The sequence below is a fragment of the Flavihumibacter petaseus NBRC 106054 genome (assembly GCF_000974785.1).
GTDB classification, from domain to species: Bacteria; Bacteroidota; Bacteroidia; order Chitinophagales; family Chitinophagaceae; genus Flavihumibacter; species Flavihumibacter petaseus.
Genome location: NZ_BBWV01000003.1, coordinates 297,818 through 311,707, shown reverse-complemented (window position 1 = coordinate 311,707; position 13,890 = coordinate 297,818). Strand labels below are relative to the sequence as shown.

Here is a 13,890-nt window from a genome sequence, read left to right as displayed (position 1 = left end):
ACATGAGCAGGAAACTCAGGATGGGAATGATCGGCGGTGGCAAAGACGCATTTATAGGCGCAGTGCACCGCATCGCTGCAACGATGGATGGGGAGATCGAACTGGTGTGTGGCGCCTTTAGCAGCAACGCAGAAAAATCAAAGATCAGTGGCGCGGCACTTTATCTTCCCGAAGACAGGGTATACGGCGACTACAGGGAAATGATCGAAAAAGAGAAGGCATTACCTGCCGACCGCAGGATGGACTTTGTCGCCATCGTCACGCCCAATCACATGCATTTCGGTCCCGCAAAGCTTGCGATGGAAAATGGTTTTCATGTAGTGCTCGACAAGCCTGCAACCTTCACACTTGATGAAGCAAAGGAACTGAAGAAGGTAATTGAGCAGACGGGTGCGATCTTCTGCCTGACCCACACCTATACCGGTTATCCCATGGTAAAGGAAGCCCGGCAGGTAGTGGCCAGCGGACGCCTGGGGAAGATCCGTAAAGTGTATGTGCAGTACCCGCAGGGCTGGTTGAGCACCTATCGCGAAGGCACGCATTACAAGCAGGCTGAATGGAGAACTGACCCGGCACGAAGCGGCATTTCCGGCTGCATGGGTGATATCGGAACGCATGCGTTCAATATGGCGGAGTATGTGACGGGCGAAAAAATGACACACCTGTGCGCTGAACTCAATATCGTGGTTCCAAACCGACTGCTCGACGATGACGGTATGGTAATGATGAAATTTACCAATGGTGTAACCGGCCTGCTCTATGCCAGCCAGGTTGCTGCCGGGGAAGAAAACAATGTGAGGGTAACAGTATATGGAGAAAAAGGGGGACTGGAATGGCGGCAGGAAGATGCGAACAGCCTCGTCCTGAAATGGCTTGACCAGCCGGCACAGATCCTTCGCGCGGGTGCAGATTACCTCAGCACATTTGCGAAGGCCGGCACCCGTACGCCGCCCGGTCATCCGGAAGGTTACCTGGAGGCATTTGCCAATCTCTACATGAATTTTGCTCATACCCTGCGTGCAAAACTGGAAGGGAAAAAAGTTCCTGAAGAATGGCTGGATTTTCCCGGAATTGACGAAGGAATACGAGGCATGGCCTTTATCGAACAGGTAATGGCCAGCAATGCCTCAGCGCAGAAATGGACTCCCTTCGAGATCTGATAAAACAAAAATTCAACGCTGATGACTACATTAAAAGGCCCGGGTATTTTTCTTGCCCAGTTCCTGGGTGACAATGCACCTTTCAATAACCTGCAATCCATCTGTCTTTGGGCAGAAGCGCTGGGATTTAAAGGTGTTCAGATTCCTACCTGGGACAGCCGGTGCATTGACCTGAAGCAGGCCGCCGAAAGCAAAACCTATGCCGATGAAATAAAGGGCATAGTGGAAAACGCAGGCCTGCAGATCACCGAACTCAGTACACATCTGCAGGGACAGCTCGTTGCTGTTCACCCTGCCTACAACGAACTGTTTGATGGATTCGCTCCCAAAGAAGTACACGGCAACCCTGCCGCCCGCACCGAGTGGGCGATCCAGCAATTGAAATATGCTGCCAAAGCATCCGAAAACCTCGGACTGAATGCACATGCCACGTTCAGCGGCTCACTGTTGTGGCATACTGTTTATCCCTGGCCCCAGCGGCCAGCCGGCCTGGTTGAGACAGGGTTTAAGGAACTTGCCAAAAGGTGGAGACCTATACTGGATGTATTTGATGCCTCCGGAGTAGACCTCTGTTACGAAATTCATCCCGGGGAAGATCTGCATGATGGCATCAGTTACGAAATGTTCCTGAAGGAGGTGAATAACCACCCGCGTGCCTGCCTGCTGTACGACCCCTCCCACTTTGTATTGCAATGCCTCGATTACCTGGAATATATCGATATTTATCATGAGCGCATCCGGATGTTCCATGTAAAGGATGCAGAGTTTAATCCAACTGGCCGGCAAGGCGTTTACGGCGGCTACCAGAGCTGGATCAACCGTGCCGGCAGGTTCCGTTCACTTGGTGATGGTCAGGTGGATTTTGGCAGCATCTTCAGCAAGCTTGCCGCATATGATTATAAAGGCTGGGCTGTGATGGAATGGGAATGCTGTCTCAAACATCCGGAAGACGGTGCAACAGAAGGTGCTATCTTTATCCGCGATCACATCATCAGGGTAACGGAAAAAGCCTTTGACGATTTTGCCGGAACCGGTTCAGATGAAGCGTTCAACAAAAAAATTCTCGGTATCTAACTAAACAACCAATATGAAAAAGTATGTTTTACTGGCAGGGATCAGCGCCTTTGCCATTGCTTGCGGAAGCGGCGGATCAGAAAAGACAGGTACGGATTCTGCCAGCGCTGCAAAAACAGAACAGCCGGCAGCTGCTCCGGCTGACGACAAGGCAATCGAACTGATCGCTGCAAACGACTGCCTGACCTGCCATAAAGTAAACGAAAAAGCTATCGGACCTTCGTACACGGATGTTGCTAAAAAATACGAAGCCAGCGACGCAGTGGTACATGATCTTTCTTCGAAGATCATCAAAGGCGGCAGTGGCGTATGGGGCACCGTACCGATGACACCGCATCCGCAGCTGAGCGAAGCTGATGCACAGACAATGGTGAAATACATCCTGACTCTTAAAAACCAATAATAGTATGCGTAAAACCCTTGCCCTGCTGGGTGGCGCTGCCATTATGCTGGCAGCCTGTTCAGGGTCCAAAAAAACATCTGCCGTGGCAGACAATTCACTTTCCGCGAAAGAACAAAAAGATGGCTGGCAACTGCTTTTCGATGGCCAGTCTACCAAAGGCTGGCATACCTACGGCAAAACTGAAGTAGGCGCTGCCTGGAAGATCCAGGACGGTGCCATCTACCTGGATGCGACCCACAAAGACGGCTGGCAGGTGAGTGGCGGTGGTGACATCGTTTCGGATGAATCTTTTGAGAATTTTCACCTTTCACTCGACTGGAAGATCTCCCCGAACGGTAACAGTGGCATTATCATTGACGTGCAGGATGACAAGCCAAAATATGAGTTTGTCTGGTATACCGGACCCGAGATCCAGGTACTGGACAACGACGGTCATCCGGACGGCAAAATCACCAAGCATCGTGCAGCCAATCTGTACGACCTGATCGCATCTACTGTTGAGCCGGTTAAACCAGTCGGTCAATGGAACCACGCTGAGATCATCCAGCATAACAATCACCTCGAAATCAAACTGAATGGCGTAACAACAGTGAGCACCAGTATGTGGGATGACAACTGGAAAAACCTGATCGCCAACAGCAAATTCAAGGACATGCCCGACTTCGGAAAATTCCATTCCGGCCATATTGCCCTGCAGGATCACGGCAATGAAGTTTGGTACAAAAACATCAAGATCCGCAAACTCTGATTTACAATGTTGTAACAAGGCTGCTACGGCAGCCTTGTTCTTTTTCCGCAAGTTTAGCCATATGAAAAAATTACTCCTCTCCGCCCTTATCGCAATCACCCTGTTTCCCGCCTGCACCCCTGGAAACCACCAGCAAAGCCCCGCCGGCAACAAGAAAGTGCTCGTTTATTCCGCCACCCGTGGTTACCGCCACGAATCCATTCCGGATGGCATTGCAGCCATCAAAACACTGGGAGCCACGAATCACTGGGATGTAGTCAGTTCAGAAGATACCGCCTTATTCTCCGATAACAAGATCTCCGGCTATGATGCGATTGTATTTCTCAGCACTACCGGTACCGTACTTAGCAACGAAGGAGAAAAAGCATTACAGGATTATGTTCATGCAGGCGGCGGTATCGTTGGGGTACATGCCGCGACGGATTGTGAATACAACTGGCCCTGGTACAATCGAATGATGGGTGCCTGGTTTGAATCCCATCCTGAACAACAGGTGGCAACGCTGAAGAAAACAACTGAGGTACACCCCTCAACTGCCATGTTGCCTGCCGAATGGAGCCGGAAGGACGAATGGTATAATTTCAAAAATTTCAACGACCAGGTGAAAGTGGTATTACTACTGGATGAAACTTCCTACAAAGGCGGGAAAATGAATGGTTATCACCCGGCAGCCTGGTACCATCAGTTTGAAGGGGGAAAGATCTTCTATACCACGTTGGGACACACCAAAGAAAGCTATAGTGAACCGCTATTCCTGCAGCATCTTGAGGCTGGTATCAGAAGCGTGTTGAAGTAAGGGCCACCTCAGGTTCCGTTCATCAGTCCGCGGAAAAACTGAATGCCACCAAACAGCATCAGTGCGTAGAACAGAAAACTGATTTCGGCGATCGTAGCGATCGTACCACCGATGAACCACAAGGCGCCAAAGAACATATCCTTACGGGCATCCGCTTTTTTTGACTTGATTACCTGTCGCTGGATATCTCTGACAACAGTATTTGCTGATTCAGCATCGTGCCCATCTTCCATGAGCGCCTTTACTGTTGCTTTTGCGTCCAGGTGTTTGTTGACCATGAGTTCAACGGCATGGTTATAGATGCCAGCCCCGGGAGACAATATTTCTTCTCTCTTTTCCATCACAGGTCGGGTGTTTAGGGTATTACAAAATACGGCAACGAAGGTAACCCGCCAATTAAAGGTTCTTAATTTCGTTGTGTTGCCAATAATCGACGACGAACGATTTAAATAGTTAACGGTAAGTGGGGAGAATGGGTTGCGTATTTTAACCCTTGCGGTAGATCTGCATCACGATGCCGGAGGCAAACGGTTTCGTGTTCAGCAGTTTAAGATCGATCCTGTGGGGAATATTTTTGAAAAGCCGCAGCCCTTCTCCCAGGATTATGGGTTGAATGCAGAGCCTGAGTTCATCAATGAGACCGGTAGGCAACAGGGCGGCGATAAATGACGGAGACCCAAGCGCGATGGGCTTTCCTTCCCGCTCCTTCAATGCACGAATGAAGTTTTCAGGATCCTGCTTCACAAGCGTGGTATTTTTCCACGTCACCTCCTGCAACGTGCTGGAAAAAACCACTTTATCAATGTCATCGATCAGCCGGGCAAAGGTATCCATGGGAATGTTACCGGTGGGATGTTTAACAACCTCAGGCCAGGCATCTTCCATCAGCTGGTAAGTCTTCCTTCCGAAAACTATGGTGTCGGTTTCGCGAAGCAGGTCATTTGCGGCTTCATGCACCTCGGCATCTGCGATCATTGCGGTATGGTCACAGAAGCCATCCAGCGTCATGTTGATAAAAGCTATTAGAGGGCGCATACAGGCAAATTACTGTATTGAAAAAAGGGAACCCGGGGCAAACAGGACAAACTTGCAGCTATTTAAGCCTTTCCAGTTTTCCTTTTCTTTTGATCAGGTTTTTGTAATCCCATTGAATTTCAGCAGATTTTTTCAGCCACCGGGTAAGTTCAGTGGTATCAACCTGGTTTGCTGCTGTATATCTTTTTTCCGCCGCTTTAAATGTACCCTCTTTGACCAGTCCGGGTTCATCAAATGATTGTCCGCTCCAGAACAACAGCCGTACAGCGTCCTTCAGCTTGCTGTATCCCACGATCGGGTTTCCTTCCAGGAACCAGACCGGATGCGCATGCCAGACCTTGTTCTCCGCATCCGGCAATGCCGCAAGGATCGTTTTGGCCAGCAGGTTGCAGATAGTCCGGTCTTCTTTGCCCTGAGCATCATTATAGGCTTTGACATCAGCGTTCATGATCTCCCTTTATTTGTTGGTGTTGAGGAAAATATTCTTTTGAAACCGCTGCTACCAGCGCACCAAATGCGCCCGCCATAAAAATCATTGAAATACTGGCAGCCAGCATTCCCAAGACTATCCAGGCCTCAGTAAAGCCGGAACCATAGGCTCCCAGTTTTGCAGCTATATAAAACCCGGCACTGCCATCAAATATGCCCATAGCTGCTGTCAGCAAAATCGTTGTCCACATCCCGGAAACCCGCCAGATAAAATGCCCTGCTACCGCATAATTGACGAGGCTAACCAAAGCAAACCAATAGTATGAAATGTCAAGTTGAACCGCTGCAAGTGATCCAAGAATATCAGTAGTCAGGATGCCAAGTATACCGAAGACAAAAGGGGTAAGAGCAGCTTTCAATTGCATAAGGTTTAAAAGTGTCCTCCAAATTAATACAGTTTATGCAAACTCAGGCGATATCAGTGATCCTGGAAATCAGTTCCCCGGAAAATTCAAAAACTGTCCGGCCCTTCAGCGCCAGCGACGATCCTTTTTTCATGCCATCCGGAAAGTCCGTTGCCAGAATTGCCGAATAGTTGATGTTCACGGTGGTTTGTTCCATGCTGTGCACCATGGATACAGGCTGTTGCCTGCGGCTGCTGAAATACGATAACGCTTGTGTCGCCTGCTGCCGAAAGGCATCAATGCCCTCCAGGTGAAGGGTAATGGTGCCCTGCGATTCATTTTCAAAAACGATCGATTCTGACAGATCAGCGATCATCGCTTCAACGTCAAAATTGTTGTACCCGCTGAGATAGTTATTGATCAGTTTTTCCCGGACAGGTACAGACGGCTTCAAGGCATGGGCGATATATCCAGGTGCTTCACCAGTCTCCTGTCGCAATAACATATTCAGTTGCGCCACATGATGCTGCACATGCCGGAGATTATAAACGAGTATCTCCAGCACCGAACAGTTACGGGAGGCGTCACTGACCAGGTCAAGGTTGAGATCAGCTGAACCGTTCAACCAGTGTGCAAGGAAATCGCTTTCCCCCAACCCGGAAACAACTGTATTACAACGATCCTTGCACACGTGCAACCAGGCTAACATTGCCCGCTTTGGATAAACAGCATCGGGTACCACATCATCAATGGCATTTTCGGGTAGCCGAAAAGGATCATACAAAGTGTACGGCAGGCCCGCTGAAAATTTTTCCGGTGGAATGGAAATGAAATAATCAAAGAACACCAGCGTATGGTAGGCGATATAATAAAATTTCGTTCTGCCGTTCCAGGTTTCATCCGGGCACATACTGATCGCATTACCCAGCATATCTGCTGCAGCGTTGAGATTGCTGAGTAACGAGTTCTGCAATGCGCCGGCAAGGTCATGCGGTGTGTTTGCTGATGCCATCAGATTGTTGTATAAAAGCTGACGAAAATGCCGCTACTGCAGCTGACGTGGCCGCGTCGGTGATTCGACCTTCCTGGTCGGTCTTTCCCCTGACACCCGGAATCAGCAGCGTTGTATCCTGCGTAACCCTGGCGCCGAGTGTTTCCATGATCAGCAGTAATTCCTCCTGCCCTTTTACGCCACTGGCAGAAGCCGTAATCAGCCCAACTGGTTTATCGGTCCAGATCACAGTGGCCACACACCATTCCAAAGCATTTTTCAGCCCCGACGGAATACTGAAAATGTATTCAGGAGTACAGATGATCACTCCCGCTGCTGCTTCAATCTCCTGCCGGAATTTCATGATGGCATCAGGAGGCGCCTCAACGGACAATGCCGGATCAAAGTGCGGCAGGGATTTCAGTCCGGCAGACATTCTCACGGCCATACCAGACCGCTGTAAATGGTCATTGACCACTTCCAGGATTGTTCCGGCGGAAGATCCCGTACTGGCACTGCCATTGATAAAGAGTATGTATTGCTGATCTGTCACAGTCAGAACACAAATATACGGTCACTGGTGTCTTGTATAGACGAATATGGGATCTTCCATCGAAGTGTCAGTAGCAGCATAGATATAAAGCAACATTTTGCCCTCCCAACTGGTTAATTTATACAGGTAGTTTTCCGGCTGCAATTCTTCTTTATTCGCCTGGCGTACGGTAGTGCCATCACCGGAACAGCCATGTTTGGTCGTTTTGAAATTACCTTCCACAGGATAAAAGATCAGCTTATCACTACCGGTAAAAACTACCGTTCCTTTTTTGGTGGTGAAAATTTCTGTTACACAATCAGACGAATTCCTTAGTCCCAGGTATTGCATGAACTCTATGCGCCCTTTCCCGCCCTGCTCCGAAAATACATATTGTCGCGCTGCCTCAGTTTCATTACCCACTTCGTGACCATTATCGTTATAATAGGCTATGGGACCAAAACCACCCCAAAACCAGATACCACTTAACAATATTTCCGGAACAGCCGAGCCTGGCGAATCCTGATAGAGGTCTTTAACTTCCTGATCAGTTTTACTGCAGCCCGATAGCGCAAACAGGGCAAACAATAAACCGAATAATTTTCTTTGCAACGTCATAGATAAAAATTTAGGACTGCGAAATAAGTCATCGGTCGTCGCCCCACAGACAGTAAAAGACCGTGTTTTCCAAACTCAGTAGTAACACGGAGATGCAATGCATTGTACCGCAGTAGTATTGCACCATGAAAAAAAACCGCATCCTGTTGCTGCTCCTGGTCGCCCTGGGCGCCTGCAGCAAACATCACCCGGAAACTCCACCTGACGGTGCCGTAACCCAGCCCCTACCAGCACCAGCCGGACAACCCATCGGAGAATCTGAAATTTTCTTTATTGGCACAGACGGAGGGATCATCGAAAGCGAAGACGGAATCGTCAAAATTGATATTCCTGCAGGGGCACTCGATGCCGAAACCGAAATCTCCATTCAGCCATTGCACAATACTGCCTCTCATGGCATCGGACAGGCATATCGCTTGACGCCACACGGAAACATCTTTCGAAAAAAAGTAACCCTTACTTTCAATTACTGGAAATACCGCCATGTACTGTCGGGCCCGCAGGCAGTGGAGATTGCGACACAGGATGACAAGGGATTCTGGACGGGTATCGGTGGCACAGTCAATGATACCGCGCAAAAAATAGTGTCCGTGAAATCAGATCATTTCAGTGACTGGGCGCTGATCGAATCTATGGAACTATCACCCGCAGTCAAAACTGTGTCACCCGGCGAAGCAATCAGGCTGCAGGCACTCCGATATGTTTTCCCGGTAGCGGGTGATGACTGGGTAGTGCCGCTTACGCATCCTGCCGCAGGCAGCGGAGAGCCCCTGAAAATTGAAGCAACCTACATCAGGAAATGGACGCTCAACGGTCCCGGCAAACTGGAACCAAATGGATCAGAAGCGGTCTATACAGCACCCACTTCAACCGGGGGCAGCAGGTCAGCCACCATTTCACTTGAGTTGTCGGTAAGTGGCAGCAAGGTATTGCTGATCAGTACCATTTATTTTATAGAAGATGGCATCTCACTGAGTATAAACGGAGGGTCCTGGCAACAATTCCCGGCTATGGCTTTTACCATGCAGGAATCCAATCTGCGTAGCCTGACCAACCTCCGGACGAATGCCACAGATCCCCAGATGGTGTTTCTATGGCCTGAAAACGATCTGGATAATGAAACCCATTATTGGTACATGCACAATGTAGAAGATGCTGATGTTACATTCGAATGGGATGACCCATCACTGGACAAAACCATTGTGTCCTTCTTTTTCGATGGTGAAAAGACTTACGACAGCGGCGGTTTTCTCGCTACGCAGGAGCTGGAAAAAGATGGTAAAAAATACCTGACCGGGGTTTTCATTATTGACAAAGCCGGAGAAATCGATCGCACTAATGGTGAACAGATCTCAGTCAAAAGGGTCATCGGAACCTACAAAGTGCAACGCGACTGGTAGCCGCCCAAAACTACGTACTACTACTGATTTGGGAATTACGACACAACTACTGATAAACAGACCCTTCCTGAATAATTTCTTTGCATAAACTGAATTCATTATGAAAAGGATACTGCTGGTGCTCGTGGGATGCCTGCCACTGGTCGCATATTGCCAGCTGCAGGTTGCAGACAGGGTGAAACAAAAAGCGAAACAGCGCGCTGAGAGGCATGTGGACAATGCCATAGACAAATCAATGGACAAAGCTGAAGAAGAAATCAGCAATGAAGTCAAAAAACAACCTTCCACCGATAAGGATGTTTCACAACCGGCCCAGAAAAACAGCCAACCAGCACAGGCCGGTGGCGGGGGACTAAAAAGCTATAGCCGTTATGATTTCATTCCCGGTGAACGCATTGTATTTGCAACAGACTTTACCGGCGACGCGATCGGAGAATTGCCCGTGAACTGGACCACCGATAATCGCGGAGAGACGGTATCCGTTGAAAACAGGAAAGGTCAATGGCTCCGGTTGTTTCCTAACAGCCGGTTTGCTTCTCCGGCTGTTCAGAAGCTTCCAGAAAATTTTACCCTGGAGGCTGATATCCTTATTGCCTACAACGGCGGGGAAGGGTATGTATATCCTGAGGTAGAAATCAAATTGCTGGATCTCCTGCCGGGAAAAGAACGGCTCAATTCCTATGTGATCAACCAGGACGCTTCCAATGAAGTATCGCTGGCACTGGCGCCCGGGGGCACCGGTAGTCCCATTAAGGTTCTACTGAAAAGCTTTGCAAAAGGCAGCAGCTATTTTAATAACCAGCCGAAAGAGCTCAATGCCGTCATCGGTAAAAATGGGGTTTCTTTTCACCTGGCTGTATGGGTGCAGAAAGAACGCATCCGCTATTGGATCAACCAGGACAAAATCTTCGACATTCCCCAGGCAGTTCCCTCCGAGGCCAGGTTCAACCATATCGGCTTTAGCGTGGAGTCTTCCCTTTACACTGACGATCAGCTGGGCATCTACGTTACCAACCTGAAGGTCGCCGAAGGCACTCCTGATGTCCGCAACAAGCTTATCACCGAAGGCAGGATGGAAACCAACGGTATCCTGTTCGACGTTGCTTCTGACTGGATCAAACCGGAAAGCGCCGGTGTACTTAAAGAAATAGCCTCGGTACTGAAGAGTAATCCCTCGCTTTCCATCCGGATCATTGGCCATACTGATACCGACGGCGATGCCGCTGCGAACCTGGAGCTTTCCAAAAAACGGTCGGCTGCCGTAAAAAATACGCTATCAACCGATTTCGGGATCGAACCGAACCGTATGCAAACGGATGGATTGGGAGAAACGAGACCAGTTTCTGAAAATAAAACCAGTGAAGGAAAGGCAAAGAACCGAAGGGTGGAATTTGTCAGGCTCTGACGGGTAATATGCCGTAGCCAACGGCTACCCCTGCAATTCATCGCGATTGCAGGGGTTTTTTACATGAATTCTATATTTTCGGGCTTCCCATTTATTGAAAATGAAATCAAACCTCCTTCCTGCTTTTATCATTTGCATGACGCTTTCATCCGTTGCTTTCTCCCAGGAGAAAAACGATGAAAAATTGCAAAAGATCATGAAAAACGCCGACGACACTTCCGGGATCAATGCCCTGATGAACTATGGTGTTGACCTGATCAATGTTGACAATAAAAAAGCTATCCGGATATTTACCGTATCCCTGGAAAAAAGCCAAAGGATCAATTATGACTATGGAATCGGATCCAGTTACGCGCGGCTGGGCTATATCGAAGGCCATGAAGGCCGGCATGCGGCAGGAATCGACTTCACCAAAAAGGCACTGGCACATTTCATAAAGATCAACAGGATCAAGGGGATCACTTTATGTTATATCAACCTCGGCTTCAATTACAATATTCTCGCCATGCCCGATAGTGCCCTTCACTATTTCTTTGAAGGTATCACGCTGCTGGAGAAAACCAAATCAGAACCGGGCAAACTCGCCCGCTTATACGAAAATGTTGGCAATACTTTCGGGAACAGGAAGGAACTGGACAAAGCGGTAGAATACGCGCAGAAAGCCATCAAACTGGCATTATCCATCCATGACAGCGATTATATCGTTACAGCCTGGACAAGCCTATCCAACAGCTATACGCAATCACAGCAATACGAAAAGGGGCTGGATGCAGTACTCGAAGCAAAAAAATACCTTCCGGTCAGGGAAGACCCGATACTGGCAGAAAAGGTCTATAGTAAAATGGCAAGCGCCTATGTGGGGCTTCAGCAAGCAGACGCCGCCATTGCCGCTGCCACGAAGGCCATGCAGTATTCCGCAGCAACTGCACCCGATTACTATATCGCCGCCGGACTAAACCTTGCAAGTGCCTATGAATTGAAAAAGGATTATAAAAATGAACTGCGCGTCCTAATCGACTTGCAGCATCGGGCAGAATCCAACAATAACCTGTTTCACCTGTTTGCGATTTACGATCAGCTGGCACAGGTAAATGCACTGACCGGGAATTACAGCGACGCATACCTGTTCAAAAGCAAACATGCCGCTTACAAAGACTCGTTCTTTACGGAACAGAATAGTAAAAACATCGCAGAAATTGAAACGCGGTATAAAACTGCAGAGCAAGGAAAAGCACTTTCCGAAAAACAACTCCAGCTTACCCAAAAGGAACTGGATCTGAAGAAAAGCAACCAGTTCATTCTGATTACCGTCGCGGGAATTGTGGTCACCGCACTGTTGGCATTGCTATTGTACCTGCAGGCCCGGAACAGGAAAAAAGCCTACCGCCTTCAACTGGTAGCCATACAACAACGCAAGGAACGCGATATGCTGCAGGCGCTCATGGAGGGTGAAGAAACAGAACGTGCCCGTATCGCCCGTGATCTCCATGATGGCGTAGCAGGAATGCTTGCTGCAGCGAAAATGCATATCAGCAACAGCCCCCTGGAGTCATCCAATGCAGAAAACATCATGCAAATCGTCTCACTGCTCGACACGGCTTCTGCTGAAATAAGGAAAACCTCTCACAACCTTATGCCGGAGGTGCTATTGCAACACGGACTGGATGAAGCGTTAAGGAGATACTGTGGCAATATCAGCAGCAGCAAACTAACCGTTCAGTATGATTCCTGGGGAGACCCCATTAGTCTTAACGCTACCGTCCAGCTGGCCATTTACCGCACCGTACAGGAACTATTGAACAACGTAGTGAAACATGCCGGGGCAACAGAAGCGATGGTACAATTCAGTCATCAGAATGGACTGTTGTCAATTGCCGTGCAGGACAATGGTATCGGTTTTTCAGCAGCGGAGGAAAATCACACCGGTATGGGCCTCCGTAACCTTGATAGCCGGGTAAGGGCTATCCAGGGGAGACTCGACATTGAAACTGCACCAGGAAAAGGTGTCAGCGCCTACCTGGAATTCGAAACGGCCAGGTCTGCCTGATCATTGTTTGGTGTCAGAATCGCTTCCTGCTGTCATGTTTAAAATACGGGTGTCGAAATATAGCACTTCGCCAATGGTTAGCAATGACATTTCAGCCCAAAGCATTTTCTCGATCGCTTCAATAGCCCTCGACTGAATATCTCCCAGTACGGGAAGTACTATATCCTTCTCCGCGGCAGTCAATAGGTCACCGTATGCCAATTCGTCAAGCAATAAATGCACCTTTTTAAACGCACCGGTATACTGGTCATAATGCGTTTTCCACAATTGCTGTCTGGCAGTATATTGAGCAACATTCAGGTCTACCTGCCTGGAAGCTTTCTCCCCGGCAACCATCTCACTGTTTCTAAGCTGTGCCTCTTTTTGCGAAAAATCGCGCTGGATTTTATTTTCTTCCTTATAAAACTGTTGCCACCCGAATTGTTGTTGCAGGTCGAAAATACGCAGCACAGCAACCTTATGCGGGGAATTCAACTGTTGCAGCTTTTTTCTTGTGCCTTCGTCCAGGTATGGCCGGTTGGCAGCATGTTTCCAGCGAATATCTTCAGCGTATACAGAATCGGGCATATCAGGCATGGGCTGCGCGTGCATCTTGTCACGAATAAATGCATCATGAATCGACGCATCCAGTTTCCCGAGCTGGTGATAGGGAACAGATACCTTTTCTTCAAAGGAAAACTGCTCGCCCCAGGTGGTATGCAGGGTAAACAATCTATGCAGTTCCTCCAGGGTCGGCGGAACCGGCTGGATCTTCCGGAGAATCAGATCAGCATTCAAACGAACAGGCTGTTGTGAATGGGCAGATAAACCAAAAAAGCACAAAAATATCCAAACAGGACTCAGGTGTT

General features: G+C 48.8%; 16 protein-coding genes. 8 read left to right on the top strand and 8 right to left on the bottom strand.

The window, feature by feature from the left end:
• The first annotated feature begins 2 nt into the window (after nucleotides 1-2).
• From FPE01S_RS16670 to FPE01S_RS16650, 5 genes are all read left to right on the top strand, one after another.
• Nucleotides 3-1,160: a Gfo/Idh/MocA family protein gene (locus FPE01S_RS16670; RefSeq protein ID WP_046370182.1), complete on the top strand. Its 1,158-nt coding sequence runs from the start codon at nucleotides 3-5 to the stop codon at nucleotides 1,158-1,160.
• Between the two features lie 21 nt (nucleotides 1,161-1,181).
• Nucleotides 1,182-2,234: a sugar phosphate isomerase/epimerase family protein gene (locus tag FPE01S_RS16665; RefSeq protein WP_046370181.1), complete on the top strand. Its 1,053-nt coding sequence runs from the start codon at nucleotides 1,182-1,184 to the stop codon at nucleotides 2,232-2,234.
• A 13-nt stretch (nucleotides 2,235-2,247) separates the two neighbouring features.
• Complete coding sequence (locus FPE01S_RS16660; protein WP_046370180.1) at nucleotides 2,248-2,637, top strand: c-type cytochrome; 390 nt, start codon at nucleotides 2,248-2,250, stop codon at nucleotides 2,635-2,637.
• Nucleotides 2,638-2,641: 4 nt separating this feature from the next.
• The gene (locus tag FPE01S_RS16655; RefSeq protein WP_046370179.1) at nucleotides 2,642-3,385 is read left to right on the top strand and encodes a 3-keto-disaccharide hydrolase; all 744 of its coding nucleotides are present in this window, start codon (nucleotides 2,642-2,644) and stop codon (nucleotides 3,383-3,385) included.
• 61 nt (nucleotides 3,386-3,446) lie between these two features.
• Nucleotides 3,447-4,181 (top strand): ThuA domain-containing protein, encoded by a 735-nt coding sequence (locus FPE01S_RS16650; RefSeq protein WP_046370178.1) that lies wholly within the window; start codon nucleotides 3,447-3,449, stop codon nucleotides 4,179-4,181.
• Nucleotides 4,182-4,189: 8 nt separating this feature from the next.
• On the opposite strand, the gene FPE01S_RS16645 is transcribed toward FPE01S_RS16650, so the two are convergent.
• The 7 genes from FPE01S_RS16645 to FPE01S_RS16610 form a co-directional block, all read right to left on the bottom strand.
• Nucleotides 4,190-4,522: a hypothetical protein gene (locus FPE01S_RS16645; RefSeq protein ID WP_046370177.1), complete on the bottom strand. Its 333-nt coding sequence runs from the start codon at nucleotides 4,520-4,522 to the stop codon at nucleotides 4,190-4,192.
• 145 nt (nucleotides 4,523-4,667) lie between these two features.
• Nucleotides 4,668-5,216: a dihydrofolate reductase family protein gene (locus FPE01S_RS16640; protein WP_046370176.1), complete on the bottom strand. Its 549-nt coding sequence runs from the start codon at nucleotides 5,214-5,216 to the stop codon at nucleotides 4,668-4,670.
• Nucleotides 5,217-5,274: 58 nt separating this feature from the next.
• Complete coding sequence (locus FPE01S_RS16635; protein WP_046370175.1) at nucleotides 5,275-5,664, bottom strand: DUF1801 domain-containing protein; 390 nt, start codon at nucleotides 5,662-5,664, stop codon at nucleotides 5,275-5,277.
• A complete protein-coding gene (locus FPE01S_RS16630; RefSeq protein WP_046370174.1) occupies nucleotides 5,654-6,070 on the bottom strand; it encodes a hypothetical protein in 417 nt (138 codons plus the stop codon). The genes FPE01S_RS16635 and FPE01S_RS16630 overlap by 11 nt, the downstream gene beginning before the upstream one ends.
• A 43-nt stretch (nucleotides 6,071-6,113) precedes the next feature.
• Nucleotides 6,114-7,061, bottom strand: a complete 948-nt coding sequence (locus FPE01S_RS25700; protein WP_052955921.1) for a nuclear transport factor 2 family protein — start codon at nucleotides 7,059-7,061, stop codon at nucleotides 6,114-6,116.
• Nucleotides 7,036-7,593: an NADPH-dependent FMN reductase gene (locus FPE01S_RS16615; RefSeq protein WP_046370173.1), complete on the bottom strand. Its 558-nt coding sequence runs from the start codon at nucleotides 7,591-7,593 to the stop codon at nucleotides 7,036-7,038. The genes FPE01S_RS25700 and FPE01S_RS16615 overlap by 26 nt, the downstream gene beginning before the upstream one ends.
• 21 nt (nucleotides 7,594-7,614) lie before the next feature.
• On the bottom strand, nucleotides 7,615-8,190 hold the full coding sequence (locus FPE01S_RS16610) for a hypothetical protein (RefSeq protein ID WP_046370172.1): 576 nt from the start codon (nucleotides 8,188-8,190) through the stop codon (nucleotides 7,615-7,617).
• Between the two features lie 125 nt (nucleotides 8,191-8,315).
• Here FPE01S_RS16610 and FPE01S_RS25020 point away from each other — a divergent pair, with 125 nt between their 5' ends.
• The 3 genes from FPE01S_RS25020 to FPE01S_RS16595 all read left to right on the top strand — a co-directional run bounded on the left by FPE01S_RS25020 (nucleotide 8,316) and on the right by FPE01S_RS16595 (nucleotide 13,042).
• On the top strand, nucleotides 8,316-9,590 hold the full coding sequence (locus FPE01S_RS25020; protein ID WP_052955920.1) for a hypothetical protein: 1,275 nt from the start codon (nucleotides 8,316-8,318) through the stop codon (nucleotides 9,588-9,590).
• Nucleotides 9,591-9,690: 100 nt separating this feature from the next.
• A complete protein-coding gene (locus tag FPE01S_RS16600; RefSeq protein ID WP_052955918.1) occupies nucleotides 9,691-10,995 on the top strand; it encodes an OmpA family protein in 1,305 nt (434 codons plus the stop codon).
• A gap of 100 nt (nucleotides 10,996-11,095) precedes the next feature.
• Nucleotides 11,096-13,042 carry a tetratricopeptide repeat-containing sensor histidine kinase gene (locus FPE01S_RS16595; RefSeq protein ID WP_046370171.1) on the top strand — a complete coding sequence of 649 codons (1,947 nt, stop codon included), beginning with the start codon at nucleotides 11,096-11,098 and terminating at the stop codon, nucleotides 13,040-13,042.
• On the opposite strand, the gene FPE01S_RS16590 is transcribed toward FPE01S_RS16595, so the two are convergent.
• Entirely contained in the window at nucleotides 13,043-13,819 is a 777-nt protein-coding gene (locus tag FPE01S_RS16590; RefSeq protein WP_157474070.1) for a hypothetical protein, read from the bottom strand.
• Nucleotides 13,820-13,890: the final 71 nt, after the last annotated feature.

What these genes read in the sequence shown, in the direction of transcription:
- FPE01S_RS16645 (WP_046370177.1), bottom strand. Translation starts at nt 4,522, where the DNA reads ATGGAAAAGAGAGAAGAAATATTGTCTCCCGGGGCTGGCATCTATAAC.
- FPE01S_RS16610 (WP_046370172.1), bottom strand. Translation starts at nt 8,190, where the DNA reads ATGACGTTGCAAAGAAAATTATTCGGTTTATTGTTTGCCCTGTTTGCG.
- FPE01S_RS16655 (WP_046370179.1), top strand. Translation starts at nt 2,642, where the DNA reads ATGCGTAAAACCCTTGCCCTGCTGGGTGGCGCTGCCATTATGCTGGCA.
- FPE01S_RS16630 (WP_046370174.1), bottom strand. Translation starts at nt 6,070, where the DNA reads ATGCAATTGAAAGCTGCTCTTACCCCTTTTGTCTTCGGTATACTTGGC.
- FPE01S_RS16600 (WP_052955918.1), top strand. Translation starts at nt 9,691, where the DNA reads ATGAAAAGGATACTGCTGGTGCTCGTGGGATGCCTGCCACTGGTCGCA.
- FPE01S_RS16595 (WP_046370171.1), top strand. Translation starts at nt 11,096, where the DNA reads ATGAAATCAAACCTCCTTCCTGCTTTTATCATTTGCATGACGCTTTCA.
- FPE01S_RS16650 (WP_046370178.1), top strand. Translation starts at nt 3,447, where the DNA reads ATGAAAAAATTACTCCTCTCCGCCCTTATCGCAATCACCCTGTTTCCC.
- FPE01S_RS16640 (WP_046370176.1), bottom strand. Translation starts at nt 5,216, where the DNA reads ATGCGCCCTCTAATAGCTTTTATCAACATGACGCTGGATGGCTTCTGT.
- FPE01S_RS16635 (WP_046370175.1), bottom strand. Translation starts at nt 5,664, where the DNA reads ATGAACGCTGATGTCAAAGCCTATAATGATGCTCAGGGCAAAGAAGAC.
- FPE01S_RS25700 (WP_052955921.1), bottom strand. Translation starts at nt 7,061, where the DNA reads ATGGCATCAGCAAACACACCGCATGACCTTGCCGGCGCATTGCAGAAC.
- FPE01S_RS16670 (WP_046370182.1), top strand. Translation starts at nt 3, where the DNA reads ATGAGCAGGAAACTCAGGATGGGAATGATCGGCGGTGGCAAAGACGCA.
- FPE01S_RS16660 (WP_046370180.1), top strand. Translation starts at nt 2,248, where the DNA reads ATGAAAAAGTATGTTTTACTGGCAGGGATCAGCGCCTTTGCCATTGCT.
- FPE01S_RS25020 (WP_052955920.1), top strand. Translation starts at nt 8,316, where the DNA reads ATGAAAAAAAACCGCATCCTGTTGCTGCTCCTGGTCGCCCTGGGCGCC.
- FPE01S_RS16665 (WP_046370181.1), top strand. Translation starts at nt 1,182, where the DNA reads ATGACTACATTAAAAGGCCCGGGTATTTTTCTTGCCCAGTTCCTGGGT.